This window comes from Paraburkholderia sp., assembly GCF_004298475.1.
In the GTDB taxonomy this organism is placed as follows: Bacteria; Pseudomonadota; Gammaproteobacteria; order Burkholderiales; family Burkholderiaceae; genus Paraburkholderia; species Paraburkholderia denitrificans.
The window spans coordinates 44,834-70,897 of the sequence record NZ_SCRP01000018.1 but is presented as its reverse complement, the minus strand read 5'-3'; the positions used below and the strand labels follow the sequence as shown (position 1 = coordinate 70,897).

General features: G+C 65.1%; 27 protein-coding genes. 14 read left to right on the top strand and 13 right to left on the bottom strand.

All coding sequences use genetic code 11. The features are described from left to right. Positions 1 to 23: 23 nt before the first annotated feature. Together EPN59_RS10740 and EPN59_RS10735 are read right to left on the bottom strand one after the other, a co-directional pair. Positions 24 to 710 (bottom strand): LysR substrate-binding domain-containing protein, encoded by a 687-nt coding sequence (locus EPN59_RS10740; protein WP_293033288.1) that lies wholly within the window; start codon positions 708 to 710, stop codon positions 24 to 26. Between the two features lie 61 nt (positions 711 to 771). After that, positions 772 to 1,230 (bottom strand): universal stress protein, encoded by a 459-nt coding sequence (locus tag EPN59_RS10735; protein WP_293046010.1) that lies wholly within the window; start codon positions 1,228 to 1,230, stop codon positions 772 to 774. A 234-nt stretch (positions 1,231 to 1,464) separates the two neighbouring features. Here EPN59_RS10735 and EPN59_RS10730 point away from each other — a divergent pair, with 234 nt between their 5' ends. Then, a complete protein-coding gene (locus tag EPN59_RS10730) occupies positions 1,465 to 1,650 on the top strand; it encodes a hypothetical protein (protein WP_293033292.1) in 186 nt (61 codons plus the stop codon). A gap of 217 nt (positions 1,651 to 1,867) precedes the next feature. Next, the gene (locus EPN59_RS10725; protein WP_293033294.1) at positions 1,868 to 2,548 is read left to right on the top strand and encodes a cytochrome b/b6 domain-containing protein; all 681 of its coding nucleotides are present in this window, start codon (positions 1,868 to 1,870) and stop codon (positions 2,546 to 2,548) included. A 65-nt stretch (positions 2,549 to 2,613) separates the two neighbouring features. Here the strand turns inward: EPN59_RS10725 and EPN59_RS10720 are convergent, their stop codons facing one another. Genes EPN59_RS10720 through nirK form a run of 3 tightly spaced genes read right to left on the bottom strand, consistent with a single transcriptional unit; the run spans position 2,614 to position 5,567 of the window. After that, positions 2,614 to 3,240 (bottom strand): SCO family protein, encoded by a 627-nt coding sequence (locus EPN59_RS10720; protein WP_293033295.1) that lies wholly within the window; start codon positions 3,238 to 3,240, stop codon positions 2,614 to 2,616. After that, positions 3,237 to 4,028 carry an SUMF1/EgtB/PvdO family nonheme iron enzyme gene (locus tag EPN59_RS10715; protein WP_293033296.1) on the bottom strand — a complete coding sequence of 264 codons (792 nt, stop codon included), beginning with the start codon at positions 4,026 to 4,028 and terminating at the stop codon, positions 3,237 to 3,239. The genes EPN59_RS10720 and EPN59_RS10715 overlap by 4 nt, the downstream gene beginning before the upstream one ends. A gap of 30 nt (positions 4,029 to 4,058) precedes the next feature. Next, positions 4,059 to 5,567 carry a copper-containing nitrite reductase gene (gene nirK / locus EPN59_RS10710; RefSeq protein WP_293033298.1) on the bottom strand — a complete coding sequence of 503 codons (1,509 nt, stop codon included), beginning with the start codon at positions 5,565 to 5,567 and terminating at the stop codon, positions 4,059 to 4,061. 529 nt (positions 5,568 to 6,096) lie between these two features. Here nirK and EPN59_RS10705 point away from each other — a divergent pair. After that, positions 6,097 to 6,333: a hypothetical protein gene (locus EPN59_RS10705; RefSeq protein ID WP_293033299.1), complete on the top strand. Its 237-nt coding sequence runs from the start codon at positions 6,097 to 6,099 to the stop codon at positions 6,331 to 6,333. A gap of 1 nt (position 6,334) precedes the next feature. On the opposite strand, the gene EPN59_RS10700 is transcribed toward EPN59_RS10705, so the two are convergent. Next, on the bottom strand, positions 6,335 to 7,681 hold the full coding sequence (locus EPN59_RS10700; RefSeq protein ID WP_293046019.1) for an MFS transporter: 1,347 nt from the start codon (positions 7,679 to 7,681) through the stop codon (positions 6,335 to 6,337). Positions 7,682 to 7,998: 317 nt separating this feature from the next. Here EPN59_RS10700 and EPN59_RS10695 point away from each other — a divergent pair, with 317 nt between their 5' ends. Further along, on the top strand, positions 7,999 to 8,832 hold the full coding sequence (locus tag EPN59_RS10695) for an isocitrate lyase/phosphoenolpyruvate mutase family protein (protein ID WP_293033303.1): 834 nt from the start codon (positions 7,999 to 8,001) through the stop codon (positions 8,830 to 8,832). 23 nt (positions 8,833 to 8,855) lie between these two features. Here the strand turns inward: EPN59_RS10695 and EPN59_RS10690 are convergent, their stop codons facing one another. Beyond that, a complete protein-coding gene (locus tag EPN59_RS10690) occupies positions 8,856 to 9,644 on the bottom strand; it encodes an FRG domain-containing protein (RefSeq protein WP_293033305.1) in 789 nt (262 codons plus the stop codon). A 528-nt stretch (positions 9,645 to 10,172) separates the two neighbouring features. Between EPN59_RS10690 and EPN59_RS10685 the strand changes: the two genes are divergently transcribed. From EPN59_RS10685 to EPN59_RS10675, 3 genes are all read left to right on the top strand, one after another. Continuing rightward, on the top strand, positions 10,173 to 11,765 hold the full coding sequence (locus EPN59_RS10685; RefSeq protein WP_293033307.1) for an EAL domain-containing protein: 1,593 nt from the start codon (positions 10,173 to 10,175) through the stop codon (positions 11,763 to 11,765). Between the two features lie 148 nt (positions 11,766 to 11,913). Continuing rightward, a complete protein-coding gene (locus EPN59_RS10680; RefSeq protein ID WP_293033309.1) occupies positions 11,914 to 12,561 on the top strand; it encodes a glutathione S-transferase family protein in 648 nt (215 codons plus the stop codon). Positions 12,562 to 12,681: 120 nt separating this feature from the next. Then, the gene (locus EPN59_RS10675; protein WP_293033327.1) at positions 12,682 to 13,014 is read left to right on the top strand and encodes a DUF2322 family protein; all 333 of its coding nucleotides are present in this window, start codon (positions 12,682 to 12,684) and stop codon (positions 13,012 to 13,014) included. A gap of 32 nt (positions 13,015 to 13,046) precedes the next feature. On the opposite strand, the gene EPN59_RS10670 is transcribed toward EPN59_RS10675, so the two are convergent. Together EPN59_RS10670 and EPN59_RS10665 are read right to left on the bottom strand one after the other, a co-directional pair. After that, positions 13,047 to 13,832, bottom strand: coding sequence for a DUF2182 domain-containing protein (locus tag EPN59_RS10670; protein ID WP_293033311.1), 786 nt, complete (start codon positions 13,830 to 13,832; stop codon positions 13,047 to 13,049). Positions 13,833 to 13,893: 61 nt separating this feature from the next. Further along, a complete protein-coding gene (locus tag EPN59_RS10665) occupies positions 13,894 to 14,661 on the bottom strand; it encodes a DUF899 domain-containing protein (RefSeq protein WP_293033313.1) in 768 nt (255 codons plus the stop codon). Positions 14,662 to 14,787: 126 nt separating this feature from the next. Between EPN59_RS10665 and EPN59_RS10660 the strand changes: the two genes are divergently transcribed. Both EPN59_RS10660 and EPN59_RS10655 read left to right on the top strand, forming a co-directional pair. Next, a complete protein-coding gene (locus EPN59_RS10660) occupies positions 14,788 to 16,020 on the top strand; it encodes a helix-turn-helix domain-containing protein (RefSeq protein WP_293033315.1) in 1,233 nt (410 codons plus the stop codon). After that, positions 16,017 to 16,688 (top strand): glutamine cyclotransferase, encoded by a 672-nt coding sequence (locus EPN59_RS10655; RefSeq protein ID WP_293033317.1) that lies wholly within the window; start codon positions 16,017 to 16,019, stop codon positions 16,686 to 16,688. Before EPN59_RS10660 ends, EPN59_RS10655 begins: the two co-directional genes overlap by 4 nt. A 217-nt stretch (positions 16,689 to 16,905) precedes the next feature. On the opposite strand, the gene EPN59_RS10650 is transcribed toward EPN59_RS10655, so the two are convergent. Then, on the bottom strand, positions 16,906 to 17,373 hold the full coding sequence (locus EPN59_RS10650; protein WP_293033319.1) for a universal stress protein: 468 nt from the start codon (positions 17,371 to 17,373) through the stop codon (positions 16,906 to 16,908). Between the two features lie 286 nt (positions 17,374 to 17,659). Continuing rightward, the gene (locus EPN59_RS10645; RefSeq protein WP_293033329.1) at positions 17,660 to 18,556 is read right to left on the bottom strand and encodes a LysR family transcriptional regulator; all 897 of its coding nucleotides are present in this window, start codon (positions 18,554 to 18,556) and stop codon (positions 17,660 to 17,662) included. A 166-nt stretch (positions 18,557 to 18,722) separates the two neighbouring features. On the opposite strand from EPN59_RS10645, the gene EPN59_RS10640 reads away from it, so the two are divergent. Further along, positions 18,723 to 19,736 (top strand): NAD-dependent epimerase/dehydratase family protein, encoded by a 1,014-nt coding sequence (locus EPN59_RS10640; protein WP_293033321.1) that lies wholly within the window; start codon positions 18,723 to 18,725, stop codon positions 19,734 to 19,736. 99 nt (positions 19,737 to 19,835) lie between these two features. Here EPN59_RS10640 and EPN59_RS10635 read toward each other — a convergent pair whose 3' ends face one another. Beyond that, the gene (locus tag EPN59_RS10635) at positions 19,836 to 20,924 is read right to left on the bottom strand and encodes a diguanylate cyclase (protein WP_293046007.1); all 1,089 of its coding nucleotides are present in this window, start codon (positions 20,922 to 20,924) and stop codon (positions 19,836 to 19,838) included. A gap of 292 nt (positions 20,925 to 21,216) precedes the next feature. Here EPN59_RS10635 and dbpA point away from each other — a divergent pair, with 292 nt between their 5' ends. Next, positions 21,217 to 22,614, top strand: a complete 1,398-nt coding sequence (gene dbpA / locus EPN59_RS10630) for an ATP-dependent RNA helicase DbpA (protein ID WP_293037887.1) — start codon at positions 21,217 to 21,219, stop codon at positions 22,612 to 22,614. Between the two features lie 213 nt (positions 22,615 to 22,827). Next, complete coding sequence (locus EPN59_RS10625) at positions 22,828 to 23,139, top strand: high-potential iron-sulfur protein (RefSeq protein ID WP_293037890.1); 312 nt, start codon at positions 22,828 to 22,830, stop codon at positions 23,137 to 23,139. A 247-nt stretch (positions 23,140 to 23,386) separates the two neighbouring features. Here the strand turns inward: EPN59_RS10625 and EPN59_RS10620 are convergent, their stop codons facing one another. Next, the gene (locus EPN59_RS10620) at positions 23,387 to 23,548 is read right to left on the bottom strand and encodes a hypothetical protein (protein WP_293046004.1); all 162 of its coding nucleotides are present in this window, start codon (positions 23,546 to 23,548) and stop codon (positions 23,387 to 23,389) included. Between the two features lie 54 nt (positions 23,549 to 23,602). Between EPN59_RS10620 and EPN59_RS10615 the strand changes: the two genes are divergently transcribed. Further along, a complete protein-coding gene (locus EPN59_RS10615; RefSeq protein ID WP_293037895.1) occupies positions 23,603 to 24,214 on the top strand; it encodes a DUF2760 domain-containing protein in 612 nt (203 codons plus the stop codon). Further along, positions 24,211 to 26,061, top strand: a complete 1,851-nt coding sequence (locus EPN59_RS10610) for an Hsp70 family protein (RefSeq protein ID WP_293037898.1) — start codon at positions 24,211 to 24,213, stop codon at positions 26,059 to 26,061. The genes EPN59_RS10615 and EPN59_RS10610 overlap by 4 nt, the downstream gene beginning before the upstream one ends. Positions 26,062 to 26,064: the final 3 nt, after the last annotated feature.

The following is a 26,064-nucleotide window of genomic DNA, read 5'->3' as shown; positions in this document are numbered from 1 at the left end:
CGCCCGTGCGATCCGTTATCGGATCAGCGTGCGCGTGCAACAGTCCCCGCTTCACCCGCCTGGCGTTGCGCGTAGCCTTCGCTTTCGCCCAGTTCGACCAGCATGGCCGAAAACGCCTTCGCGGCCAGCGTCGTATAGGCGTTGCGAGGCGAGAGCAGCGCCACCGTCCGTTGCGGCAGTGCGGGCGATACAGACAGGCTGACAAGCCCGTCGTGTTCCCGTATCACCGCCGCTGGCAGGATCGACGCGAGCGTGCCTTGCTTCACGAGCTTGAGCACCGTACCCAGCGAGTTCGACTGCACCATGACCGGCGGCCGGGTCTGATGCACGCGCAACCATGTGTCGGCGAACTGGCGCACGACGAAATCCGGGCTGAGCAGCGTCATGGGCGTCGCGGCGAGTTCGACAGCGGGAATGGGCTCTTTGCGCCGCGCGAGATCGTGGTGTTTCGCCACCACGAGCGCGATGTGCTCCGCGAACAGAGGTTGTGCGTGAATGTCTTCCGAGCGCACATCCGTGAAGCCGATGCCGAGATCGAGTTCGTCGCGCAGGAGCCCGCCCTCGATTTCTTCCAGCGGCTTCTCCGCGAGTTCGATGGCGATTGCCGGATGCGCCGCGCGAAATTTCCGCAACGCGGGATCGATCAGGTATTCAGAGAAAGTCGGTGTATAGGCGAGGCGCAGCAGACCGCGTGTGAGGTCGCGCGGCACCGCCGTAAAACGCGTCGAACACCTTTCGGACTGTAAACTTGATCCTGGCGTAGCGCTCTGCTTACGCGGGCGCCGGTTCTGGTTCCGGCGCGGTCACGACCAGCACGTTGCACGACACGCGGTCAAGCAACAGGCGGTCGTCGCGCCCCTCCCACCAGCGGGCCAAAGCGCCGCGGCGATGATGCCCGAGCACGACGACATCGGGTTTCAACATTTCGCAATAGCGCGCAATCTCGTCGATCGGCCGCCCAACTACAAAATGGCCTTGCGCATCGAGCCCCATCGCGGTCAAGCGGGCGACACCCTCGCGTAAAATCTCGCGGGCCGCGTCTTCTGCCGAATCCAGTGGCACTGCCAATGTCACATCCGCCATCGCCCACTGCACTGGCGCGTTATCGAGCACGGCCAGCAAGTGCGTTTGCGCGTGGCAGTCGAGCGCAAGCTGCGCCCCTTCGCGTAACGCCCGACGCCCTTCCCGCGAGGCGTCGTAGCACAGCAAAATCCGGCTGAACGAAGACATTTTCTCCTCCCCCGCTTTGCGTTGCGTGAGGTACGACACGCGCGCGGCCTGCGACATCACCAGGCAACGAAGGGCGCGTATCGCGTGTCGCGTGTCGCGTGTCGCGTGTCGCGTGTCGCGTGTCGCGTGTCGCGTGTCGCGAACGGTCTGTTTCGATTATAGGTGTTGTATCACAGCGTGATACAGTTGAAACGTGGCTTGTCACTGCGATCACGGCGTCATCAGGGAGGCCGTATGCTCATCACCAGTGGATTCGAAATCACCTATCTTCTCATTGCGTTCGCATTGCTCGGCGCAATCCTGATCGGCGCGCTGATTACCGCGCTCCATCTGGAGCGCTGGCATCCACGGCTCATCGGGGCCGCCATCGGCGCATTGCTCGGGTTCGTTCTCATCGAAGCATTACCGATGATGACCTGAAACGCGCGATTAATCACTACGTGCTTTCACGCGCCATGCGCGTGAATTCCGCATCGACGCGGCGCTTCGCAAGCGCATGGCAGTTGATGTTGCAGGGCAGCACGCTCGACGCACACTGCGGCGCACCACAGCGTGCCGCGTCCGCGACACGCGAACACGGATTCGCTAGACTCGTATTCAGGAGGAGCGGCACCACACGCCGATCTCTCTCCCGTTTATGGAATCGAATCGAGCCCATGCCGTTCGCGAACGCCCGGTGCGCGTCTGGGATTTCCCGACGCGGCTCTTTCACTGGCTGACCGTCACGCTCGTGGCCGGCGCCTGGATCACCGAGCAGTTCAACTGGATCAGCCTGCACGTGCGCTTTGGCGAAACGCTGCTTGCGCTCGTGCTGTTCCGGCTGATGTGGGGTTGTGTCGGGAGCGAAACGTCGCGGTTCAGCAGTTTCATCTCAACGCCAGCGGCGGCGTTCCGGCATCTGCGGCACCTCTTCAGGCGCGAGCCGGACGTCCAGGTTGGGCACAATCCGGCGGGCGCCTGGATGGTCCTGTTGCTGCTCGCGCTTTTGTTGATCGAGACGCTGAGCGGCATTTACGTCTACAACGATATCGCCGACGAAGGGCCGCTCAGCGAGATCGTTCCGGCGCGCATCGCGAATGCGATCTCGGCGCTGCACGCTTATGGCTGGTATGTTCTGCTCGCGGCGGTGGTGCTGCATCTTTGCGCGATCAGTGTCTACGCGCTCGCAAAAGGCCACAATCTGCTGGGCCCGATGCTCACGGGCCGCAAACGGCTGCCCTCGACAATCGCCGCACCGGCGCGCGCTTCGCTCTGGCTCGCGGCGCTATTGCTGGCGCTTGCCGCAATGATCGTGGCGCTGCTCGCCACGTATCTTTGAAAATCTACGCCAGCTTTAAAGGCGTCTTCGGGTTGATCCGTGGTCGAATTGACCGTTCGTATCCCTCAGTGCTTCGCAACTTGTGCTTTCACCGCATCGACGAACGCCGGATCGAGTGCGCCGACAACCGTTGTTTGCGCAATGACCCGGCCGTTCTCGTCCAGCAGTGCAATCACGGCGTTGTGGCTGATATCGCCGCCCGCGCGGTGACGGTAGGCAATGCCCAGCGTGGCGGCAAATGCCATCACGTCGCCGGACGCCGGGCGCGTCAGACGCCAGTACGCCGGATCGAGTTGATGCGCCTTCGCCATGGCCGCGAGATTGAGGACGTCGTCGTGTTCCGGATCGAAGCTGATCATCAGAACGGGAGGCGCGGTGCGACCGTCTGCATCGACAGCGCGGCGCGTCTGATCGATCGTGTCGACCGTCAACGGGCATGCCGAGGTGCAGGACGCGTAGAACATGCTGACGATGACCGGCTTTCCGCGCACTGACGCGAGATCGAACTTGCGCCCTTGCTGGTCCTGCAAGACGAGCGGGGTTCGGTACAGCGAATCGCCCGGAAGCTGCGCGGCAGGCGCTGCCGCAATGGCCGGCGAGCTGGCGAGCAGGCATGAGCCGAGCACCGGGCCGAGCAAACAGGGCAGACACAGTGCGTAGAGTGCGCGACAGACAACACGGATGTACTTCATGTTTTTTCTCCGTCACCGACGTCCTTGACGCACCGGAAGCCCACATTGGCGCTATCGGCGGGTGCAAGCGCGGCGAGAGCCGCAACGCGCATCAGCAACGCGTAATCGGTGCGATCGACAAACGCGAGCGCCGCACCGCCACAAAGCTGCAGTTGTCCTGTTCCACCCGGGGCGCGTGTATCGGCGTTCACAAACAATGCCGCATAGTCGTTCACCCATTCGCCCACCAGCGAATGCATGCCATACAGCCCGTATGTGTTCGGCGCGCTGCTGTCGTCAGCTTTGGTCTGCGCGCTGCTGAAACTGGCGGTCAGAGCCGCAAGAATGCGCGCCTTGCGGATCACGTCAGCGCGAGCGTCACGATGGTGTGCGTCCGCTGCCGCCGCGTATTCCCATTCGATCCAGTCGGGCAGACGCGCGTGTTCGGAAGCACAAAAGGCGCGCGCAGCAAACCAGCTGACTTTCGTCACCGGCTGATCGGCTGGCGCGTTGTCGCCGAGTCTTGACGACTCGGCCCAGTGAGACAAATACCCCGAAGAGGCGAACAAGGGGGCGACGCGATCCCGGCGCCAACTCGGGTCCTGCTTGACGAAAGCGAGGAACTCCGCGTTGGTTACGAGCTTCGTTCGCATCTGAAAGGACGCTACGGCCACGGCTTCGGTCGCATTGCCCTCTTGCGCAATCGCGCTATGAAACGATCCCCCCGGCACGAAGGCGTATTGCCCATCGGCATACGCACACGAAGCTGCCAGTAAGAGTGTGACGGCCAACAGCCTGGGAGATCGCATCGTTGAACTCCACTCCGGTAAATCGCAGCGTCAGTGTGCCGAGGTCGGCGCGCGCGCTGCCGCCACTTCTTCCGGGCTCACGTGTCCGCCCGGATTGCCCCAGCTGTTCAGCACGTACGTCAGTGCGCCGGCGATTTCCTGGTCGGTCAGTTGCGGGCCGAGCGGCGGCATCGACGAATCGAAGTGCTCGCCATTCACCGTGACCTTCCCGTTCAGACCGTTCAGCACGATGTGGATCGCACGCTTCGGATCGGCCGCGAGGAAGTCAGACTTCGCGAGCGGCGGGAACACGGTCGGAATGCCACCGCCCGTTGCCTGGTGACACGCGGCACAGATGCCCTCGAACACATGCTTGCCCGTTGCGACGAGATCGGCCGGCTTGCCTGCTGCTGCATGCGTGCTCGTGTCGTGTGCCGGCGCTGCCGTGCTCGATTGCGCGGCTGCCCCTGACGCTGCGGCTGCGGCTGCCGCCGCCGGCGCTGCCGGTGCCGTCGTTGCCTTCGCCATCGCCGTAACCGGGCCCGGTGCGTAGACTTGCGGCGCCGCCGGACCGTCCACCTTCAGCATACCCAGCGCGCCCTTATTGAACGTGCGGAAGATCGAGTGATCGACCATCAGGAACGTGCCCGGCACCGGCGTGTTGAACTGGACTACCTTCGCGCTACCCGCAGGAATCAGCGTGGTCTGCACATTCTCTTCGTAGTGCTTGAGCGAGCCGTCCCACACGCGGTCGAAGATCGCCCCGATCACATGGAAGCTCGACACCAGATTGGGACCGCCATTACCCACGAACAGACGCACGCTCTCGCCGACCTTGGCCTTCAGGGCGTTATCGCCCGTGAGCGCGCCTTCACGGCCGTTGAACAGCACGTAGGTCGGACGTTCATCGAGGGCCTTCTCCATGTCGAAGCCCTGCATGCCTTGCTCGTGATACTTGCCGGCCGTGTAGAAATCGCCCTGCATCACGTAGTATTCGTGGTCGACCTTCGGCAGGCCTTCCGGCGGATCCACTTCGATCATGCCGTACATGCCGTTGGCGATGTGCATGCCGACCGGCGTTGCCGCGCAGTGGTAAACGAACAGGCCGGAGTTCAGCGCCTTGAACGTGAACACACTCTCGTGGCCCGGCGACGTCAGCGTCAGCGGCGCGCCGCCGCCAGGACCGGTCACTGCGTGAAGGTCGATGTTGTGCGGCATGTGCGAATCCGGCGGATTCGTCAGATGCAGTTCGACCGTGTCGCCCTGGCGCACGCGGATAAAGCTGCCCGGCACGGTGCCGCCAAACGTCCAGAAGTCGTACGTCACGCCGTCCGCGATTTCCTTTTTGACTTCCTTGATGTCGAGATTGACGATCACGCGCGCCGGATATTTCCGGTCGATCGGAGGCGGCACGTTCGGCGGGCTGGTCAGCACAGCCGTAATCGGCGCACCCTGCGGCGCACCCAGATCACCGGGCACCGCAGTCGCGGAAAACGCCGGATAAGAGAAACCGGCCAGCAGACTGGCAACGGCCAACACATTAAAAATTTTTCGATTCATGAGCATTCTCCATATTTGCTCTCGCTGCCGGGAGCTGTGATGCGCCAGGAATAAATTGGCGCCGAAAATCCCCCCGACGGCAGCTAACGTTCCCTTTTCCAGCAATCCACGGCGCCGTTAAACAGAGCCTTTTGTGTGTATTCTCGTCCGAATTTCGTTCGGAATTTCCTGCCAGAACCAGGCTGGATTCATTACCTGAAGACGATGCTCCCGTTCATGCCCGCAACTCCCCCTGCGGCAACGGGTGCCGCACGAGCGAATCAAGGACTGGCTTCCCTGCGCGGCCGATTAGCGACGCAGGCAAATAACCCCGGTTACCCGTAAAAGCCGGGTTTGAGATGTGCAACCATAATGAACGGAGATTCCAAAGCTAATTACATTCAACGCGGGCAGCAGCAATTCTGTTTTCAAATAGCCATTTCCCGGCGGAATGAAATAATGTCTTTCTCTACTTCAGCTACATCAGCGCAACCTGTTAATTACGACTTCGCGACATGAAAGAGACTAAACCCTCCGGTTATAGATATCTTTGACAGCCATCAATTCCTCAACCACGGTTATGCAGCAAAATGCCGCACATATTCCCGTGACGACGAAAGGGTTTTATGCCTTTAAAAAAAATCAGACATCCGACTTGACGGTTCTCAACATCGTCGCGATAGCGGCTGCGTGTATGCGCACCGAATCAGTCAATGCGCCAGTTGCCTGGCGCATTGACCTGCCGTACCGCAAACCCGTGCAGCAAACCCGTGCAGCAAACCGATAGCTCATGCGGGCCGTGAAGCATGTCCGCCGTCCGGCAACGCATGCGCTTCATCGTATTCGCGCGAAATATCCTTGTTCGTGTAGTCGCCCATGCGCCACGCGGCAAAGAGGCTGACCACCGCACACACGAGGATGTACGCCGCAATCGCATAGCCCGAGCGGTAGTAAGCGAAGAGCGCCGTTGCGATCAATGGCGCGGGACCACCGGCAATAACGGAAGCCAGTTGATAGCCGAGCGATGCGCCGCTGTAGCGCAGCCGCCCCGTGAACGATTCGGCGATAAAGGCCGCCTGCGGACCGTACAGCATCGAGTGCGGCACCAGCGAAAGCACGACCGCCGCGAAAATCCACAGCGGATTTCTGGTGTCGACCATCGCGAAGTAGAGGAAGCCGAATACGCCTACCGCCACGGCGCCGATCATGTACATCCGCTTGCGCCCGATCCGGTCGGACAGGTAGCCGAAGAACGGAATCGTGCCGAATTCCACGACGGAAGCCGCAAGCACCGCAATCAGCAGGAGGTTGCGCGATACGCCGAGGTTCGTCACACCATAAGTAAAGACGAAGGCAGTAAAGATGTAGAACGGCGCCTGTTCGGCCATGCGTGCGAGCGCCGAATACAGAATGTCTTTCGGCTGGCGGCGTATCACTTCGAGCATCGGCGTCTTTTCGATCTTGCGCTCGGCGAGCAGCTTCGCAAAGATCGGCGTCTCCAGGATGTTCAAGCGGATATAGAGGCCGATTGCGACCAGCACGATGCTCATGAAGAACGGCACGCGCCATCCCCAGGCGAGGAACGCGCTACCGGAGATTTCGCTCATCGCCAGAACCGCCAGGTTGGCGATGAACAGTCCCGCCGGCACGCCGAACTGCGGCCAGGAAGCCACGAAGCCGCGGTGCGAATTGGTTCGCGCCCACTCCATGGACATCAGCACCGAGCCGCCCCACTCGCCGCCCACGCCCACGCCCTGGATAAAGCGCAGCACGGTGAGAATCACGGCGCCCCAGATGCCGATCGAGGCATAGGTCGGAACGAACGCCACGGCGAACGTGGCGAGCCCCATCGTGAGCAGCGTCACGATCAGCGTAGCCTTGCGGCCGACGCGATCGCCGTAGTGGCCGAAAATCGCCGCACCGACCGGCCGCGCAATAAAACCGACCGCGTAAATCAGAAACGCCTGCAGCGTGCCGACGAGCGGATCTGATTCAGGAAAGTACAGTTTCGCGAAAACGAGGCCCGTTACGATGCTGTAGAGGAAGAAGTCGTACCACTCGATCGTCGTGCCGATCGTGCTGGCAATGACGGCGCGGCGCAACTGACGTTGGGCGTCTTCCGCGGATAGGGGCATCACCCCCGATGATTCATCAGTCATTTCGTACCCCAAAAAGAAAGGCAGATCTGAACGATTGGATAGTGACTTACCGAATTAACTTCAATCAGGTTTCGGCTCCAGCATCTGCGATAGCAAACATTTCATGTCCCTCCATGTCGGTGTGAGCTCACGCCGCTTTCATTGCACCGCTTTCATTGCACCGCTTTCATTGCGCCGCCTTCATCGCACCGCACCATGTCACGCCGACCGCGCGAAACGACTTCCCCGTTTATGCTGGCGAGCGTGCGGCACTCACGCTTGCCGCCCCCCCTTGTTCGACCAGGAGACATGTCATGCCTCAAACCACAGGCGAAAAGCGCGCGGCGTTTCGCGCGCTGCACGAGTCCGGCTGTTTCATGCTGCCGAATCCGTGGGATGCGGGCAGCGCCCGCTATTTGCAGGACCTCGGCTTCAAGGCGCTCGCCACCACCAGTTCCGGCTTTGCCTGGTCCACGGGCCACGCCGACAACACCGTCGGCCGCGAGGCGGTGCTTGCCCATCTGCGCGCAATCGTGAGCGCGACGGACCTGCCCGTGAACGCCGATTTTGAAAGCGGCTTCGGCGCGACCGCCGATGAAGTCGAGCAAAGCGTGTGCCTGGCGGTGGAAACGGGCGTTGCGGGCCTGTCCATCGAGGATTCGACCGGCAACCCGGCCGCGCCGCTCTTTCCGGTCGAAGCGGCGGTCGAGCGGATCAAGGCGGCGCGGCGCGCCATCGACGCACACGGCGGCGACACGCTGCTCGTCGGACGCGCCGAAAATTTTTTCGCGGGCAAGACCGATCTCGACGACGCCATCCGGCGCCTCGTGGCCTACGCGGACGCGGGCGCCGATTGCCTTTACGCGCCAGGCATCCAGACGCGCGAACAGATCGCCGCCGTGGTCGGCGCAGTCGCGCCGAAGCCGGTCAACGTGCTGGTGGGCTCAATATCGGAGTTCACGCTTGCGGATCTCGCAGCGCTCGGCGTGCGGCGCGTGAGCGTCGGCGGCGCATTGGCGCGCGTGGCATGGGGCGCTTTCATGCGCGCCGCACAGTTGCTGGCCGAGGGCCGCTTCGACAGCTTCGAAGGCGCCGCGCGTGGCCCGCAACTCAATGGCATTTTCAGTGCGAACCACCAGCGCGGCTAATGCGGCTAATGCGGCGGCGGGCGTCACGGCGACGGCATCAGGCCCGGCCAGACGATTTCCAGTTCGACGGCAATCGAGCGCGCAAGACCGTCGAGTCCCGGAAGCAGCGATGCATTGGCGATGTTCATGCGGTAGAGCCACTTCATCGCGTCGACGCGTATGCGTTCGGGCAGCACGATCTTGTGCAGGAGTTCCTCGTTGCTTTCGTAGCCGTCGAGAATGGCCTGCAGCGACTTGTCGATGACGCCCGGCACCACGAACGTGCCCGACTGCGCGACGAGCCGGTCGTCCATTTCCGTGGGTTCGCCGAACCACACGATCTCGTGACGGTTCGAAAAATAGTAGCGGTCGAAATTGTCGTGCACGCGGGGATCGATCATGTCGCGCGTGAGCGTCGGATTGGCCTTCGGCACCGCCCGGTTATTCCATAGCGCGGGCGTATTCAGCGCGAAGACCGCCGCATCGCCGGTTGCGCGTTCAAGTGCGAAGAACGCGGCGACGAAGGGACTTTTCGTGAAATCGAGCAGGCGCGTCGGCGCGCCGTGGTGCTGCATCAGCGCGAGGCAGCGCAGATCGTCCTTGAGCAGGTCGGGATGCGCGAGAAAGTTGTGCGCCTTGCGCCGGAAGATGCGGATCGCGCGCTCCTCGCGCACGCGCCACTGGCTGCGGTCCTGCACATAGTCGCGCATGTAGCGCGAAAGCGAGCTTTCGAGCCGCCAGGCCTCGTTTTGCTGCCCCCGAAAGGCCCAGCCTTCGAGCTGCATCGTGAGCGCCATGAACTGCTGCCAATCGGTGATTACGACCGTCTGCATTGCCAATCCTCGAAGCGGCGAGCGGGCCGCCCAGGCGCCGCCCTTGCCATCGCGCCGATCATACCGGCACGGGCACACCTGCGCTTGCCGCCCGTGCGCATATCCCGCGCCCCGGCATATCGACGCGACATTCCGGTGCGGATTTTCCCCGCGAGGGTTCAGATTGCTCCCGATCGTCCGATAAACAGAGTGGCCAGGCAGTCCCGCCTGCCTGGCCAGTCCGGCCTGCCGCCCGCATCTAGCGCGCGCTACCGTACGCAACGCCTGCCGCGCGCGATGCTATCCTCTCCCGGTACTTTGCGCCCCGCTGCTCCACGCCACTCGGGCAGGCCATAACGGGCGCAGCGGCGCCGCTCTCTGCGCAATCGATGCGCAGCACTTGCGCGCCATCGACGGCAAAACGCACCTGTCTGTCGCGGAGCGGCGCACGGCCGGAAAGCGGCCAGCATCGTGGCGAATCGCGTAGCCCACACGCGCGCAGCACAAGGCATCTTGACCGTCGCAGTCACGAGAGGCCATCCGTCCCCGATGGATCACAAATCGACCGTGTTGACAACGTTCTGCCTCGTCGCGCTGACTGTCACGGCGGTAGTGGGCATCGCCATCTACGCGACGGATGTCGTCATCGAACAGCGTCAACGCCTGCAGGTCGACTCTTATTCCGAGCGCGCGCTGCTGCGCGCGGAACGCGTGACCGACGAAGCAGAATCGGCGCTGCGCGAAGCCGCGCGCTACGGCGACTCCCCGTGCACCGACGACCACCTGCGCCTGCTCAAGCAGACCGAGGCGGCGCGCCGCTATATCCGCGACGTGGGATACACGGACGGCCAGACGCTTCGCTGCTCGACACTCAGCGCAACGGGCGGCGGCGACCTGCCGCCGCCCGAATGGACCGATGCCTACGGTTTCTCCGCATGGCATTCCGAAGTGGGCCGGCGCGGTGCGAAGCAGAGCATGCTCAATATCCGTTACGGCAACCATCTCGTCGTGATCGACCCGCGTTTCTACGTCGATATCGTGCCGCTCAACGACGCGCTCGAACTCGGCGTGGTGGAGACGCAGGACGCCACGGTCATCACGCGCTGGCCGCGAACCAGCGAGAGCCTTGTTCGCGCCGCGGTCCAGCACGATCTGACGACGGGCTACGAGGCCGGGCGCTACTACGTGGTCGAGCGCTCGCGCCGCTATCCGCTTGCCATCGTCGCGTACGAACCGGCGCAGCGCATTCGCCCCAGCTGGTTCCGGCAGATGAGTGTGTTCATCGTGCCCGCGCTCGTTGTCGGCGGCCTCGCCACCTGGTTCGTCCTGACCTGGCGGCGCGAGCTGCGCACGCCGCGCAACTCGCTCCTCGAAGGGATCCGGCGTCGCCAGTTCGTCGTCTGGTTCCAGCCGATCGTCGCGCTCGACAGCGGGCGCTGCATCGGCGCGGAAGCGCTCGTGCGCTGGCAGCTCGCGGACGGCACCATCATCGCGCCGGACTCGTTCATTCCGATGGCGGAATCGGTCGGACTGATCCAGCCCATCACCGATCAGGTGATCCGCTCCGTGTTCGAAGGCGCGGGCAACCTGCTCGCGCAGCGCCGCGACCTGCACGTCTCGATCAATCTCACCCGCGACGATCTCGAAACCTCGCGCATGATGGAAACCCTGCAGGCCTGCCTCGTCAAATACGACGTGCATCCGAATCAGATCTGGTTCGAGGCCGTCGAGCGCGCGTTCCTCGACGCCAAACGCTTCGCGCCCGTGCTCGAGCGCTACCGCGCGGCGGGGTTTCGCATCCTCATCGACGACTTCGGCACCGGCTTTTCGAGTCTCGCCTATCTGCAGGAACTGCCCGTCGACGGCATCAAGATCGACAAGGTGTTCATGCACGCGCTCGTGACCGGCACGGAAGTCAACGCCATCCTCCCGCACATCGTCGCGATGGCGCAGAGCCTCAACCTCCTGACGGTTGCAGAAGGCGTGGAAACCGAAACCCAGGCGCGCTGGCTCAGAACCCACAACGTGGGCTATGCCCAGGGCTGGCTCTACGCGAAGGCCATGCCGGCCGACGCGTTCGCACGCTACGTGCGCGCCGTGCCGCCCATCGCCGCCGCTGGCGATGCGGTTCAGCCGGGATGAGTGTGCGCGGGCCGCGTCGAAGACTGCAGGCGGATTGCGCATCAACGAACCCGCTTGCGCACGCAACGGAATGCGTTGCACGAACGTTCCTGCAATAATAGGCGCGCGTTTTTTCTGACCGGATTCACTCAACCACTGTCGAGACACGATGAACACACTGTTCTATTACCCCGGCAACGCGAGCATGGCTCCGCATATTCTGCTCGAAGAGATCGGGCAGCCTTTCGAGTTGAAGCTCGTCGATCGCGAACGTAACGAGCACAAGTCCGCAGACTATCTGAAGCTGAATCCGAATGGCCTGATTCCCGTGCTCGCCGACGGCGACTTCGTGCTCTACGAATCGGCTGCGATCTGTCTGCATCTCGCCGATACGCATCCGGGGAGCGCCCTCGCCCCCGCACTGGGCACGCCGCAACGCGCCGAGTTCTACAAGTGGCTCATGTGGCTCACGAACACGCTGCAAAGCACGTTGATCGCCTACTTCTATCCGGAACGCTGGGTCGATGCGGAAAACGCCGAGGGCGCCCGGCAAGTGCAGGCACGGGCCGAAGCGAAGATCGTCACGCTGCTCGATCAGCTCGAAGCGCAACTGGAAACGTCAGGCGGCCCGTGGCTGCTCGGCGAAACCTATAGCGCGCTCGATCCGTATACGCTGATGCTCTGCCGGTGGACGCGCGTTCTTCATCGTCCGGCGCGGACATGGCCGCGAATCGGCGCCTATCTTCAGCGCATGCTTGAACGCCCGGCCGTTGTACGCGCATACAAGACCGAGCAAATCTCGCAACCATTGGTGTAAAGCGGGCGTAAAGCGGTATCCCCGGCACAGTATCCCCCGCACGGGGACTTCCTTCTTCTATTCGATCTGCCGCAGCGCGCTGCGGCATTCGCGTTCAACGGAGTATTTCAAGTGATTCGAGTGATTCAGGCAGGCAACCTCTTCAAGGACAATCTGGCGCAGCTTCCGGCCATCGACGGGATCGAACGTATCGATCTCGTCGACGATCGGGGCGAAGTCGTGGCGACCATCGAAAACATGCCGGGCAAGCAGGGATCGCTTGCCGTCTACCACTATCTGAAGCAGGCGTTCGGGACGCTCGACGCCCGCGCCGCCGAACATGGCCTCGCCGTGTTCGCCGAGCACACTGCGGACGCGCGTAACCGTCCGGGCGCGCATCCCAATGTCGATCGCCTGCTCGCCGTCGCTGCGGGCGGCACAGCCTTGCGCATCGACGTCGTCGCAGCCGCCTGAGCGGGTTCGCGCAGCGCGCAAAGCTGCGAACATCAAGCGATGCCACTTGCCTGCGCAACCAGCGCCGCGCCCACGGCCATGACGACGAAGCCGACGATCCGCGCCACGCGCTCGCCGTTACGCGCGAGCCGTTCGCCCGTGATGGCAGCGGCGGCGAACGCCATGACACGCAAATTCATGACGCCCATGACGAGCACCGTCGCCGTGATCCCCGCGCAGCAGCCGATGCAATGCCAGCCGAGCCGCACGCCCTCGCGCCACGCAAGATCTCGCGGTGCCGCCGCACGGCAGCACGCGAGATAACGCGCCTTCGAAGCACTCGTCTGAAACGCACCCGCGAGCAGCACGACCGGGCCCGTCGCGAAGGGCACCGCGCGCGCCAGCATGGGACAGCGCATCTCCAGCATGGCGAGCGCGACGCCCAGCGGATACACCACAACGCCGAGTGCGATCCACACGGCAAAGTAGCCCGCGCCGACCCGTACCGCGAACCACTCCGCCTGCGCCGCAGCGGCGCGGCAGCGCCAGAGCGCAGGCATGAGCGCGGGTAACATCATCGCGACGGTCATCGCGGACCACATGCCGAGAAACGAAGCCGCCGCGCCGCGCCAGGTTTGTCCGCACATGCGTGCCCACGCCATCGACATCGTCCAGCCGCCCGGCATCGGCATGCCGCCCTTCGACGACATCGACGCGCAGGCTGCAATCGTCAGCGTCGTGGCCGCGCAAAAGAGCAGCGCGGCGACGGCAATCCAGGCGACGGCACGCACGCGCCGCTGCTGGCGCACGCGGGTTACGGGGACTGGCAGGGCACGCATGGCTCACCTTGATGCGGCTTCGATGCGGCTTCAATGTTTCCAACGCAACTTCAACCCAACATCAACGCGCGCCGTATTCGTCGTGGCGGCGCCACCAGATGCCCGCCTCGTTGCGCCCGAGCGGCGCGCGGTCGAGCCACTGATACATGCCCCACAAGCCATCGACGCCGCGCGCATAGGCGGAATACGTGTGATAGACCGCGCCGTCCTCCATCGCGAACGCGCTGATTCCGGGCCGCTCGCGCGCATAGGCGGGCGCATCGGTGCCGCAGGCGGCCGCGAACTGCGCAACGGGTTCGGGGGCGGGCTTCGCATCCATCGCATGACCGCCGCGCTGGTAGTTGTATTCCACGCTGTCGTCGCGCTGCTGCGCTTCGGTGAACGACACGTTGAAATCGAAATTGAAGTCGCCGTCGAGCGAGGACGCCCAGGGGAACGTCCATCCCATGCGCTGCCGGTACGCGTGCAGCCTGGCGAGCGGCGCGCGCGACACGGCCATCAGCGTGACATCGTGATTCGCGAGGTGAACGACGAAGCCGTCGAAGCCGTCCGCAATCGCCGAGCACGACGGGCAGCCCGCCGCGTAATCCGGCCCGAACATGAAGTGATAGACGAGCAATTGCGAGCGGCCCTTGAAGAGATCCGCGAGCGTTGCTTGCCCTTCGTCCGTATCGAAGCGATATGTCTTGTCGATACGCACCCATGGCAGCGCCTGACGTTGCTGTGCAACTTCATCGCTGCGGTGCGTCAGCGCCTTTTCGGCGCTCAACAGTTCAAGGCGCGCCGCCAGCCATTCTTCGCGCGTTCCGGTTTTGTGCATCGTGCCCATGCTTGCCTCCTTGAGAGGGGTATCGTCGAGGATCCGGCTCGCGATACGGTCAAGCGCGCCGGTACTCGTGTGCTAGATTAGTTGCCGGCTTCCGACGCAGGGAGTGACAAGTGTGGCGGGATTCGAATGGATACGCTGATCGCGGCTGCCGCGCGCGCGCTCGCGGCCGGTGATCCGCTCGGCGCGCTGAACCGCGTCGCACTGCGCGACGATGCGCCTGCGCTCGCGCTGCGCGGTATCGCGATGGCGCAGCTCGGCGACTTCGAACGCGCAAGCGCGCTCGTGCGCGCAGCGGCGCGCGCATTCGGTCCCGAAGCGCCCCTGGCCCGCGCGCGATGCGTGGTCGCCGAAGCCGAAATCGCGCTCGCTTCACGCGACCTAAGCTGGCCTCAGCGCGCACTCGACGCCGCGCGCACGACGCTCGAAACCCACGGCGACCGGACGAACGCCGCGCATGCGCGGCAAGTGGAAATCCGGCGTCTCGTTCTGATCGGCCGCCTCGACGACGCCGAGGACCGGATCGCCGCGATCGAACCCTCCGATTTACCCCCCGCACTGCGCGCCGTTCACGAACTGGCCATTGCCGGTATCGCGATGCGCCGCATCCAGACCCAGGTCGCCCGCACCGCGCTCGCGCGCGCCGTGGAGGCCGCTCGCCGCGCGGGCATCCCCGCACTGGCCGCCGAGATCGACACGGCGCGCGCCGTCCTGAACGCGCCCGCAGCGCGACTGCTGGCAGGCGGCGCGCAGCGCCCGATGCGGCTCGACGAAGTCGAAGCGCTGCTGATGTCGAAGACATGTGTCGTCGATGCATGCCGCCATGCCGTGCGCGAAGCCGGCACCGTAGTCGCGCTCACGCGCCGCCCCGTGCTGTTCGTGCTCGCCCGCGCGCTGGCCGAAGCATGGCCCGCCGACGTGCCACGCGACGCGCTCATCGAGCGCGCCTTTCGCGCGAAGCACGCCGACGAATCCCACCGCGCGCGCCTGCGCGTCGAAATGGGCCGCCTGCGCACGGCGCTGTGCCCGCTCGCCGGCATTCGCGCCACCCAGCACGGATTCACGCTCGCGCCGCATACGGCGCACGAAGTCGTGGTGCTCGCGCGCCCGGTCGAAGAGCCGCATGCGGCCGTGCTCGCGCTGCTCGCCGACGGCGAGTCCTGGTCGAGTTCTTCGCTCGCCCTCGCGCTGGGCGCGAGCCAGCGCACCGTCCAGCGCACACTGGATGCGCTCGCCGCCGCGAACAAGGTGCAGTCGTTCGGCCGTGCCCGCGCGCGCCGCTGGGCCACGCCGCCCATGCCCGGATTCGCGACAGCCTTGTTACTCCCCACCGCCATCCCGACCGACCAGGAGCAAACATGAAACCGATGCCCGCCGAAATCGTCCGCGAATATGGCCCCTTCGCGGACAGCGAGAACGTTCACGGCGTCACGTACGACGGCCAGCACGTCTGGTTCGCATCCGGCGACAAGGTGAGCGCCTTCGATCCGGCCAGCGGCGAACCCGTGCGCTCGATCGCAGCGCCCTCGCACGCGGGCACGGCTTTCGACGGCCAGCATCTGTACCAGATCGACGGCGCGAGCATCCAGAAGATCGACCCGGCCAGCGGGCGCATCGTCGCGACGATTCCGTCTCCTGCGGGCGGCGACAATTCCGGGCTCGCCTGGGCGGAAGGCAGCCTGTGGGTGGGGCGTTATCACGAGCGCAAGATCCACCAGATCGATCCGCAGACCGGCGCGATCCTGCGCACGATCGAATCGAATCGTTTCGTCACGGGCGTGACGTGGGTGGACGGCGAACTCTGGCACGGCACGTGGGAGAACCACGAAAGCGAGTTGCGCCACATCGATCCGGGCACGGGCGAAGTGCTCGAACAACTCGAAATGCCCGAGGGAACCGGCGTATCGGGACTCGAATCCGATGGCGGCGAGCGTTTCTACTGCGGCGGCGGCGACAGTGGCAAGGTGCGGGCCGTGCGCCGGCCCGCGCGCCAGGCGGCGGTCGCGGATGTGGATTCCGGGTCGGATTGAGCGCGGGGACGCCTGGGAGAGCGTGGGCGAACCGCAAGACGCGCGCGGGGACCGCAGATGCCCCGGGCGAACCGGACCCCGCGTAGCGTGCGCTCGAAGCCTATTGCATGCGTGCACGCACGCTGCGCGGCAATTCAGTCGCCCGCGTTATCCGGGCGCAATCCGCTCAACGCCAGTTCGCCTGTCCTTCACAGGCTCTGTGCTGTTGATGAAAAGCCTAGTCGGGCTCAGCCTCCGGCTCCGCGCCGCGCACCAGCAGCACGGGACAACTCGCCTGTCGCACGAAACTCTCGGCCACGCTGCCGACCACGGCACGCCGCACGCCGCGGCGGCCATGCGTGCCCAGCACCGCCAGATCCGCACCATAACGCTCGGCGTCGCGCACGAGGCAACCTGCGATATCGTCGGCGAGTTCGTGCAACTCGAGCAGTTCCGTATCGCACGGAACACCCGCCGCCTCGACTTGCGAACGCGCCGCTTCGAGACGCTTCAGGGCGTCTTCGCGAAACCCCGAGATCAGCTCCGCGGGCACATACGTCATGCCGAACCCAAAGGGCGCCACGACATCGATGACAATCGACACGCGGATGCTGCCGCCGGTGAGGCGCGCGACACGCAGCGCCTCTGCCAGCGCATGCTTCGATGTGTCACTGCCGTCCACTGCCACCAGGATCTTCTGATACATCGTTTACCTCCTTTCCGGCCTTGTTGCACATTCCAGAATGGGCGAATCTCGCGCAATCCGGTGATTCGACATGCTCATCATCGAACTACCCGCGCGGGCCGCGTTGACCTGCATCAAACAAGACACACTGCGCCGCGGCGATGCGCGTCGCGACGGCCCCGACACACGAGCCAACGCGCCGCCCACCGGGCTTCGCAGCCTTTCTGCGTCGTTGCGCCGCTGGTGGCGCAAGCGTGGCGATCTCGCAGTCGATCCCGTGCGGGCGCAAGCAACACGTACGCTCTCTCTATGCGCCGGACAGATACGCGTTCAGACCCGAGACAAGCGCGGCGAATGTCACGGCGCAGCGAGCGCTGCCGCGCAAGTCTTCGTGCATGGCGATCCACGTATCCATCGTCAGTGAGAATTCGTCCTGCAGAACCCGCACGAGCCGCTCGTCTCGCGCCGCCAGCGGCGACTGACATGCGCCGATACCGAATCCGGCGCGTATCGCGCCCAGTTGCGCGAGGTCGCTATCGGCCCGAAATGCGAAACGGTCGCGTGTGAACGTCTTTAATTTTTCCTGTGCCGACCGGATAAATTCCGTTTCCTGATCGAATCCGATCACTGCGTGGCGAGACAGATCGCTCATCGACTTCGGCACGCCGTGCAGTGCCAGATAGCGTTCGTGCGCGTGCAAACCCACCTCGATTCCGCCAATGCGTCGCGCCACCAGCGCCTCCTGCACGGGCCGGAACATGCGCACGGCAATATCCGCTTCACGCCGCACCAGATCGTCCGCCCGACTCGACAGCACCAGTTCGATGATCAATTCCGGGTAGGTGTCGTGCAGCGCCGCCAGGATCGGAGGCAGAACCTCGACGCCGATCACCTCGCTCGCGGTCAGCCGCACCGTACCCCGAACCCCCGATCCGTGACTGCTGGCCACCCGGCGCAATGCGGCAGCGGTCGTGGCAAGACCGACAGCGTATGGCCTCAACTCATGAGCCGCGTCGGTCGGCGCGTAGCCGTCGAACGAGCGGGTAAAAAGCTTCAGCTCCAGCGCGGCCTCGAGGCTGTCGATGTGCCGGCCGACTGTAGGCTGCGTCAGGCCCAGCGTGCGCCCGGCCGCCGAAAGCGAACCTGTCTGCAGAACATGCAGAAAGCTCCGGTACCACTCCCAGTTCGGTTCCCTGTCGCTCATGACATCCCTTTCCCGAAGTCCCCATCGTCCCCGCCCGTGCCTGCGCGCACGTTGAGGTTCGAAGTCATACAAAAATGTATAGCCGGTCGAGCAAATTAGCCAATTTTCTCCTGGCCCGCACCCGCGCAGAATGAATCCGTCGCAATGTTCGAACCGGAGAATCCGTATGGCCCGCACTTCCTTTCCTATGACCGACAAGCAAGCGCTGATACTCGGCGCAACAGGCGGCATCGGCGGCGAAGTCGCCCGCCAGCTGCGCGAAGCGGGGTGGCGCGTGCGCGCTTTGCATCGGCGTCCCGCGAATGCGGCCACGACAGGCGACGGCATCGAATGGTGCGAGGGCGACGCCATGGACCGCGAAGCGGTCGTGCGTGCCGCGCGCGGGTGCGCAGTAATCATCCACGCCGTGAACCCGCCCGGCTACCGCCGCTGGGCGGAACTCGTGCTGCCCATGCTCGACAACACGATCGCGGCAGCCGCAGGAGCGGGCGCAACCATCGTGCTGCCCGGCACCGTCTACAACTACGGACCGGACGCGTTTCCGTTACTGCGTGAAGACGCACCGCAGCAGCCCCGCACGCGCAAGGGCGCGATTCGCGTCGAGATGGAGCGGCGCTTGCAGGCCGCCACCGCGCGCGGCGTGCGAACGATCGTTGTGCGCGCAGGCGATTTCTTCGGCGCGCGGGTGACGGGCAATAGCTGGTTCTCGCAGGGACTCGTAGAGGCGGGCAAGCCGGTGCGCAAAGTCAGCATGCCGGGCCGGCCCGGTGTCGGGCATCAGTGGGCGTATTTGCCGGACGTCGCGCGGACGATGGTCGAATTGATCGGGCGGCGTGCAACGCTGCCGCCCTTCGCGCTGTTCCACTTTGGTGGTCATTGGGATGCCGACGGCACACAGATGGCCGCAGCGATTATCCGCGTCGCGGAGCGCCACGGCCTGAAGGCGACGCAGCGCCGCTTCCCGTGGCCGCTCGTGTACGCCGCCGCGCCCTTCGTGACGACGCTGCGCGAGCTGCTCGAAATGCGCTACCTGTGGCGCGAGCCGCTCCGGCTCGATAACGCGCGGCTCGTCGCAACACTCGGCAGCGAGCCGCACACTCCGCTCGACGCGGCTGTCGAAGCGACCCTGGCTGGAATCGGCTGCCTCGGATCGCCCGCGCGCGCCGCCCTCGCGCTTTAGCTGAAATAGCCGCCGGCGCGGCAATCGGCCGGCCAGGCGACCCGCTGCGGCGCACGCAGCCGCCGACACCACAGAGGCCGCAGTGACTGTGTAGCGCGCTCAGTCGGCGTCCGCGGTCATCACCTCGGCAACCACCACGCGATCACGCCCGCCGAGTTTCGCGTCATAGAGACTCGCATCGGCCTTCTGCAGCCACGCGATGTGATCGTGCATGACGAGGTCGCACTGCGCCACGCCAACGCTGATCGTGCACGGACATCCGGCGTCCGCCCGCGACGCCAGCTCGCGCACCGTCGCCACGAGCTGTTCGGCACGCGCGCGCGCCTCGGTCAGCGTCGCGCCCGGCAGCACCACGCCGAACTCTTCGCCGCCGTAACGGCCGATCTGGTCGCACTCGCGAAAGTGCGCGCGCAACGTGGTGGCGAAAGTCTGCAATACGACATCGCCCGCCGGATGGCCGTGCGTGTCGTTCACGCGCTTGAAGTGATCGAGATCGACGAGCAGCAGCGACGACGCATAGCGGCTCGCGCGGCTGCGCGCGAATTCGCCCGCCAGAACGCCCTCCCAGCTGCGGCGATTGAGGAGTCCGGTGAGGCCGTCGGTACGGCTCAGGCGGTCGAGCGCATGGGCCTGCTCGGCAAGCTTGCGGGAAGTGCGATAAGTCGACCAGCCGAGTGCGATGGGATAAACGACGAGAAACGGCAGGCAGGCGAGGATGGTCGGCATGCGCGACACTGGCTCGAACGCGAAGCCGAGTATGAGCAGCCCTGCGGCGAGACCGGCCAGATGCCCGAGGATGCCGCGCGCGAAAAAGCCCGGGCCGCCCGCCGCAATGTTGTCCATGCTGAGCATCGTGAGAATCAGCACGCACGGCAATACGTTAAAACGCATCGCGGCGACCCAGAAGCCGCCGAACACCGCATCGATCATGAGGTTTGCGCGCTCGCCGCGATACGGCACGTTGCAGGCAAGCGCGGCGCGGCGCGCCACGTGCGGCCACAGGAAACCGTGAAAACCCAGCAGCGCCCACAGCACGAAGCCGCGTTCCTGCTGGGCCAGCACCGATGCGACGCAGAAAAAACCCAGCCCAAGACCCGCGATACGCAGGCGATAAACGCGTTCCACAAAACGCGCCCCCTTTCCGGCCATCTGCTTCGCTGCCACGCTCGATACGTCGCCTTCGCGCATGTTTTTTTGTGCCGGAGCCAGGAAGGTGGAGGACGCACCCATTGTGCCATCGGTTCGCGAAGCCGTCTCGCAGCACCAGGAGGCCGCAACGGCCGCCGGTATTTGCGTCGACGTCGCACGTATGCGCCGTCAAAGCCGCGCCCCCCTTCATGCACGCTTCGGCGGGCAGGCGCGCGCTTCCGCTAGAATCGCGGCACGCGCGATCTTCCTTCGCCGCCCGATCCACCTTTCTCCCCGACGCGACACCGGCCGACAAGCCGGGTTGCCTCCAGCCATCTGGCGCGAGACCCGTATGACGAATCCAACCACTGCCACGCCCTTCAGCGCGCTCCCGCTTGCGCCTGCCATGATCGAGAACCTCACGCGCCTCGGCTATGTCGACATGACACCCATCCAGGCCGAAAGCCTGCCTGTCACGCTGGCCGGGCACGATCTGATTGCACAGTCGAAAACCGGCAGCGGCAAAACGGCGGCGTTTTCGCTCGCACTGCTCGCGCGGCTCGACGTGCGCCGTCTCGTTGTGCAGGCCATGATCCTCTGCCCCACGCGCGAGCTGGCCGACCAGGTCACGCAGGAAATCCGCCGCCTCGCGCGCGCCGAGGAAAACATCAAGGTCCTCACGCTGTGCGGCGGCACGCCCATGCGGCCCCAGACGGCGAGCCTCGAACACGGCGCGCACATCGTCGTCGGCACGCCCGGGCGCATCATGGACCACCTGGAGCGCGCAAGCCTCGCGCTCGACGCGCTGAACACCCTCGTGCTCGACGAAGCCGACCGCATGCTCGACATGGGGTTCTTCGACGACATCGCCAAGGTGGTGAGCCAATGTCCGAAAGAGCGTCAAACGCTGCTCTTTTCGGCGACCTTGCCCGAAGGCATTACGAAATTGAGCCAGCGCTTCCTTCGCAATCCCAAGGAGCTCCGGTTCGAAGAACATCACGACGACAGCAAGATTCGCCAGCGCTTCTACGAAGTCGCCGAAGACGAACGCCTGCACGCGGTCGGCATGCTGCTGAATCACTATCGCCCGGTCAGCACGCTCGCCTTCTGCAATACCAAACAGCAGTGCCGCGATCTGCTCGACGTGCTGCGCGCACAGGGCTTTCATGCGCTCGCGCTGCACGGCGAACTCGACCAGCGCGAGCGCGACCAGGTGCTGATCCAGTTTGCCAACCGCAGTTGCTCGGTGCTCGTCGCCACCGACGTCGCCGCGCGCGGCCTCGACATCGCGCAGCTCGAAGCGGTCATCAACGTGGACGTGACGCCCGACCCCGAAACCTACGTGCACCGCATCGGCCGCACGGGCCGCGCCGATCAGGACGGCTGGGCGCTGAGCCTCGCGAGCATGGACGAAATGGGCCGTGTGGGCGGCATCGAAGCGGCCCTCAAGCGCGAAGTCGAATGGCAACCGCTCGCCTCGCTCAAGCCCGCGAGCAACGCACCCTTGCTGCCGCCGATGGAAACACTGCAGATTCTGGGTGGCCGCAAGGAGAAGATCCGCCCCGGCGACGTGCTGGGCGCGCTGACCGGCGAAGCGGGTTTCAAGGGCGAGCAGATCGGCAAAATCAACGTGACCGACTTTTCGACCTATGTGGCCGTCGAGCGCAGCATCGCCCACGACGCTTTACGCAAGCTCAATGCAGGCAAGGTGAAGGGCAAGAAGGTCAAGGCCCGCATGATGGACGAGTGACGTTGCCAGCAGTTGAAACGGCGTGCGGCGAGGTGCAGTGGAGTGCGGCAAGGTGCGGCGGCGTGCAGTTGCGCGCCGGCCAATTCGAAAACATTGCAAAATTTCTTGCGGCAGCCCACGGCAAGTTTTAGGCTCGTCACTGCAACATTCGACCCAAACACCAACTCGCGCGATCCTTTCCCCAAGGCGCGCTCCATTAGAGGGAGTCTTGTGATGCCATGCTCACGTCGTAAGTTCATTGCTATCGCCGCCACGCTCGCTTCGTCGTCGATCCTCACCGAGGAGGCGCGCGCCGACGCCCCGGCGCTCTCCGAGAGCGATCCCCAGGCCCAGGCGATGGGCTACCGGACCCATGCCGCGCAGGTGGATAAGGCAAAGTTCCCCAAGTTTCAGGCCGGCCAGTCGTGCTCGAACTGCCAGTTGTTTCAGGGTAAGGCGGGTGCAGCGAGCGGGCCATGCCCGATCTTCGGCGGCAAGCTCGTCGACAGCACCGGCTGGTGCAATGCGTATGTGAAGAAGGCGTAACGCCGGCAACGGCGTTCGACACAACGCTTTCCCGGAGATCTTCGAAGCAGGCGCGCAGGCTGCGTTCACCGCAGCCTGCGCGCCATTTTGATTCGCACTCCGTTATATATCCGGCGACCCGGAGTCCGCCAGGCGGCTTCGCCCGACTGTGGCAAGACAACGCCTGCGCGTCGGCTGGAATCGACAAAAGCGCGTCATCAACCAGGCGTCAACAACGCGGTCGCCAAATCGTCGCCAGGCGCGCAAATCACATGGAAATGGCCAACGGCGGCACGCGTGCAAAAGTGCCGTCGCCCGGCATCGCGGCCGGATTTTGTCCGGCTTGCGGCGACAACAAGGCAAAATAGCGGTTTTGAGCCCTCAACGGGCCCGGATTTTCCACGCTGGCCGCCGCCTGCATGGCTCGCATCGAGCCCCGGCCGGCCTGCTCGCCGTTCAGGCGAGCCTCCAGGAGCAGTTTTTCATGACCGAATCGAATCTCTCGTTCATCGGCCGGTTTTCCGTCGCCGTCGGCTCGTTTTTCGCCATTCTCGGCGACAGCAACCTCGCCGCCAATGTCCGCCGCCTGCGCGAAGGCGCACCGCTGCCCGAACCTGCCGCAGCGCCCGTTGCTGCGCCAGTTGCCGTGCAATCCACACCCGCCGCCGTGCAACCCGCGCCCGTCCCCGTGCAGCCCGCGCCCGCCATCGAGGCAGCGAGCCCCGATTCGGCCCTTCAACTGCTGGGCCTGCTCCAGCGCAACGCACGCTTCATCGATTTCGTCGAAGAAAACATCGCGGGCTATTCCGATGCCGATATCGGCGCTGCGGCCCGCCTCGTTCACGAAGGTTGCCGCACGACGCTGCGCGAGCACTTCACGATCGAGCCCGTGCGCAACGAAGCCGAAGGCAGCCGCATCACGCTCGCGGAAGGCTTCGACGCCAGCGCGGTCCGCCTCACCGGCAACGTCGTCGGCAAGGCGCCGTTTAACGGCAGCATCGCGCACCGCGGCTGGCGCGTCGCCGACGTCCGCCTGCCGAAGCTCGTCAAGACCCACGACGTGACCGTGATCGCCCCGGCCGAGGTGGAGCTATGAGCGAGCCGCGCTATTCCATCGGTATCGATCTCGGCACGACGCACTGCGCGCTGTCCTACGTCGATCTTGCCGCGAGCGACGGCGACAAGGCCAGCCAGGGCGTGCTGCCGGTCGCGCAGCTCACCGCGCCCGGCACGCTCGAATCGCCGGATCTGCTGCCGTCGTTTCTCTATCTGCCGCATCCGGGCGAACTCACGCCCGGCGACCTGAGCCTGCCGTGGACCGCGAGCCGCGACTATGCCGTGGGCGAACTCGCGCGCAGCCGCGGTGCGGGCACGCCGATCCGCCTCGTGTCGAGCGCGAAGAGCTGGCTCTGCCATCCCGGCGTGGACCGTCGCGCGGCCATCCTGCCGAGCGATGCGCCGCCCGAAGTCGCGCGCGTTTCGCCGCTCGAAAGCTCGGTGCGCTACCTCACGCATTTGCGCGAAGCGTGGGACCACGCGCATCCCGACGCGCCGTTCGGCGACCAGGACATCACCGTCACGATTCCGGCCTCGTTCGATCCCGCCGCGCGTGAACTGACCGCCGAGGCCGCGCAGGCGGCCGGCTATGCGCGCATGACGCTGCTGGAGGAGCCGCAGGCCGCGCTCTATAGCTGGATCCAGAAGAGCGGCGGCGCGTGGCGCAAAGAAGTGAAGGTGGGCGACATCATTCTGGTCGTCGACGTGGGCGGCGGCACAACCGACCTCTCGCTGATCGCCGTCATCGAGCGCGAAGGCAATCTCGAACTGCATCGCGTCGCCGTCGGCGAACACATTCTGCTGGGCGGCGACAACATGGATCTCGCGCTCGCGCACGTCGTCGCGCGCAAGCTCGCAGCGCAGGGCACGCAGGCCGATCCGTGGCAATTGCGTGCGCTGACCTACGCGTGCCGCGCCGCCAAGGAAACGCTGCTGAGCGACCCCGCCGCGAGCGCCGTGCCGCTCGTCGTGCCGAGCCGCGGCTCGAAGCTGATCGGCGGCTCGATCCGCACCGAGCTGACCCGCGACGAACTCACGCAAACCATTCTCGAAGGCTTCTTCCCGCAGGCCGACGCGGCAGCGCGGCCCGTGAGCCGCGCACGCGCCGGCCTCACGCAGCTCGGCCTGCCGTACGCGCAGGACGCAGGCATCACGCGTCACCTCGCGGCCTTCCTCGGCAAGCAGATCGCCGCACTCGCCGAATTCGCCGAACCCGGCGGCGTGTCCGCCGCGCCGGGCGCAAGCTTCCTCCATCCGACCGCCGTGCTGTTCAACGGCGGCGTGTTCAAGTCCGCCCTGCTGACCGAGCGCATTCTCGGCGTGCTCAACGGCTGGCTCGCCGCCGAGGGCGCCGCGCCCGCACGCCTGCTCGGCGGCGCCGACCTCGATCTCGCGGTCGCACGCGGCGCCGCGTACTACGGCTACGTGAAGCGCGGCAAAGGCGTGCGCATTCGCGGCGGCACGGCGCGCGCGTACTACATCGCAATCGAATCGGCCATGCCCGCCGTCCCCGGTCTCGAACCGCCGGTTTCGGCGCTGTGCGTCGCGCCCTTCGGCATGGAAGAAGGCACGGACGCCGCGCTGCCGCCGCAGGAATTCGGCCTCGTGGTCGGCGAGCCCGTGCACTTCCGCTTCTTCGGATCGTCGGTGCGGCGGCAGGATCAGGTCGGCACGATGCTCGACTACTGGTCGCCCGACGAACTGCAGGAACTCGAGGAAATCCAGGCCACGCTGCCGCCCGAAGGCCGCACGCCCGGCGAAGTCGTGCCCGTGAAGCTGCACGCGCGCGTGACCGAAGCGGGCACGCTCGAACTCGAAGCCGTATCGAGCGGCACGGACGAGCGCTGGAAAGTCGAATTCGACGTGCGCGGCGGCGTCAACGCTTGAGTC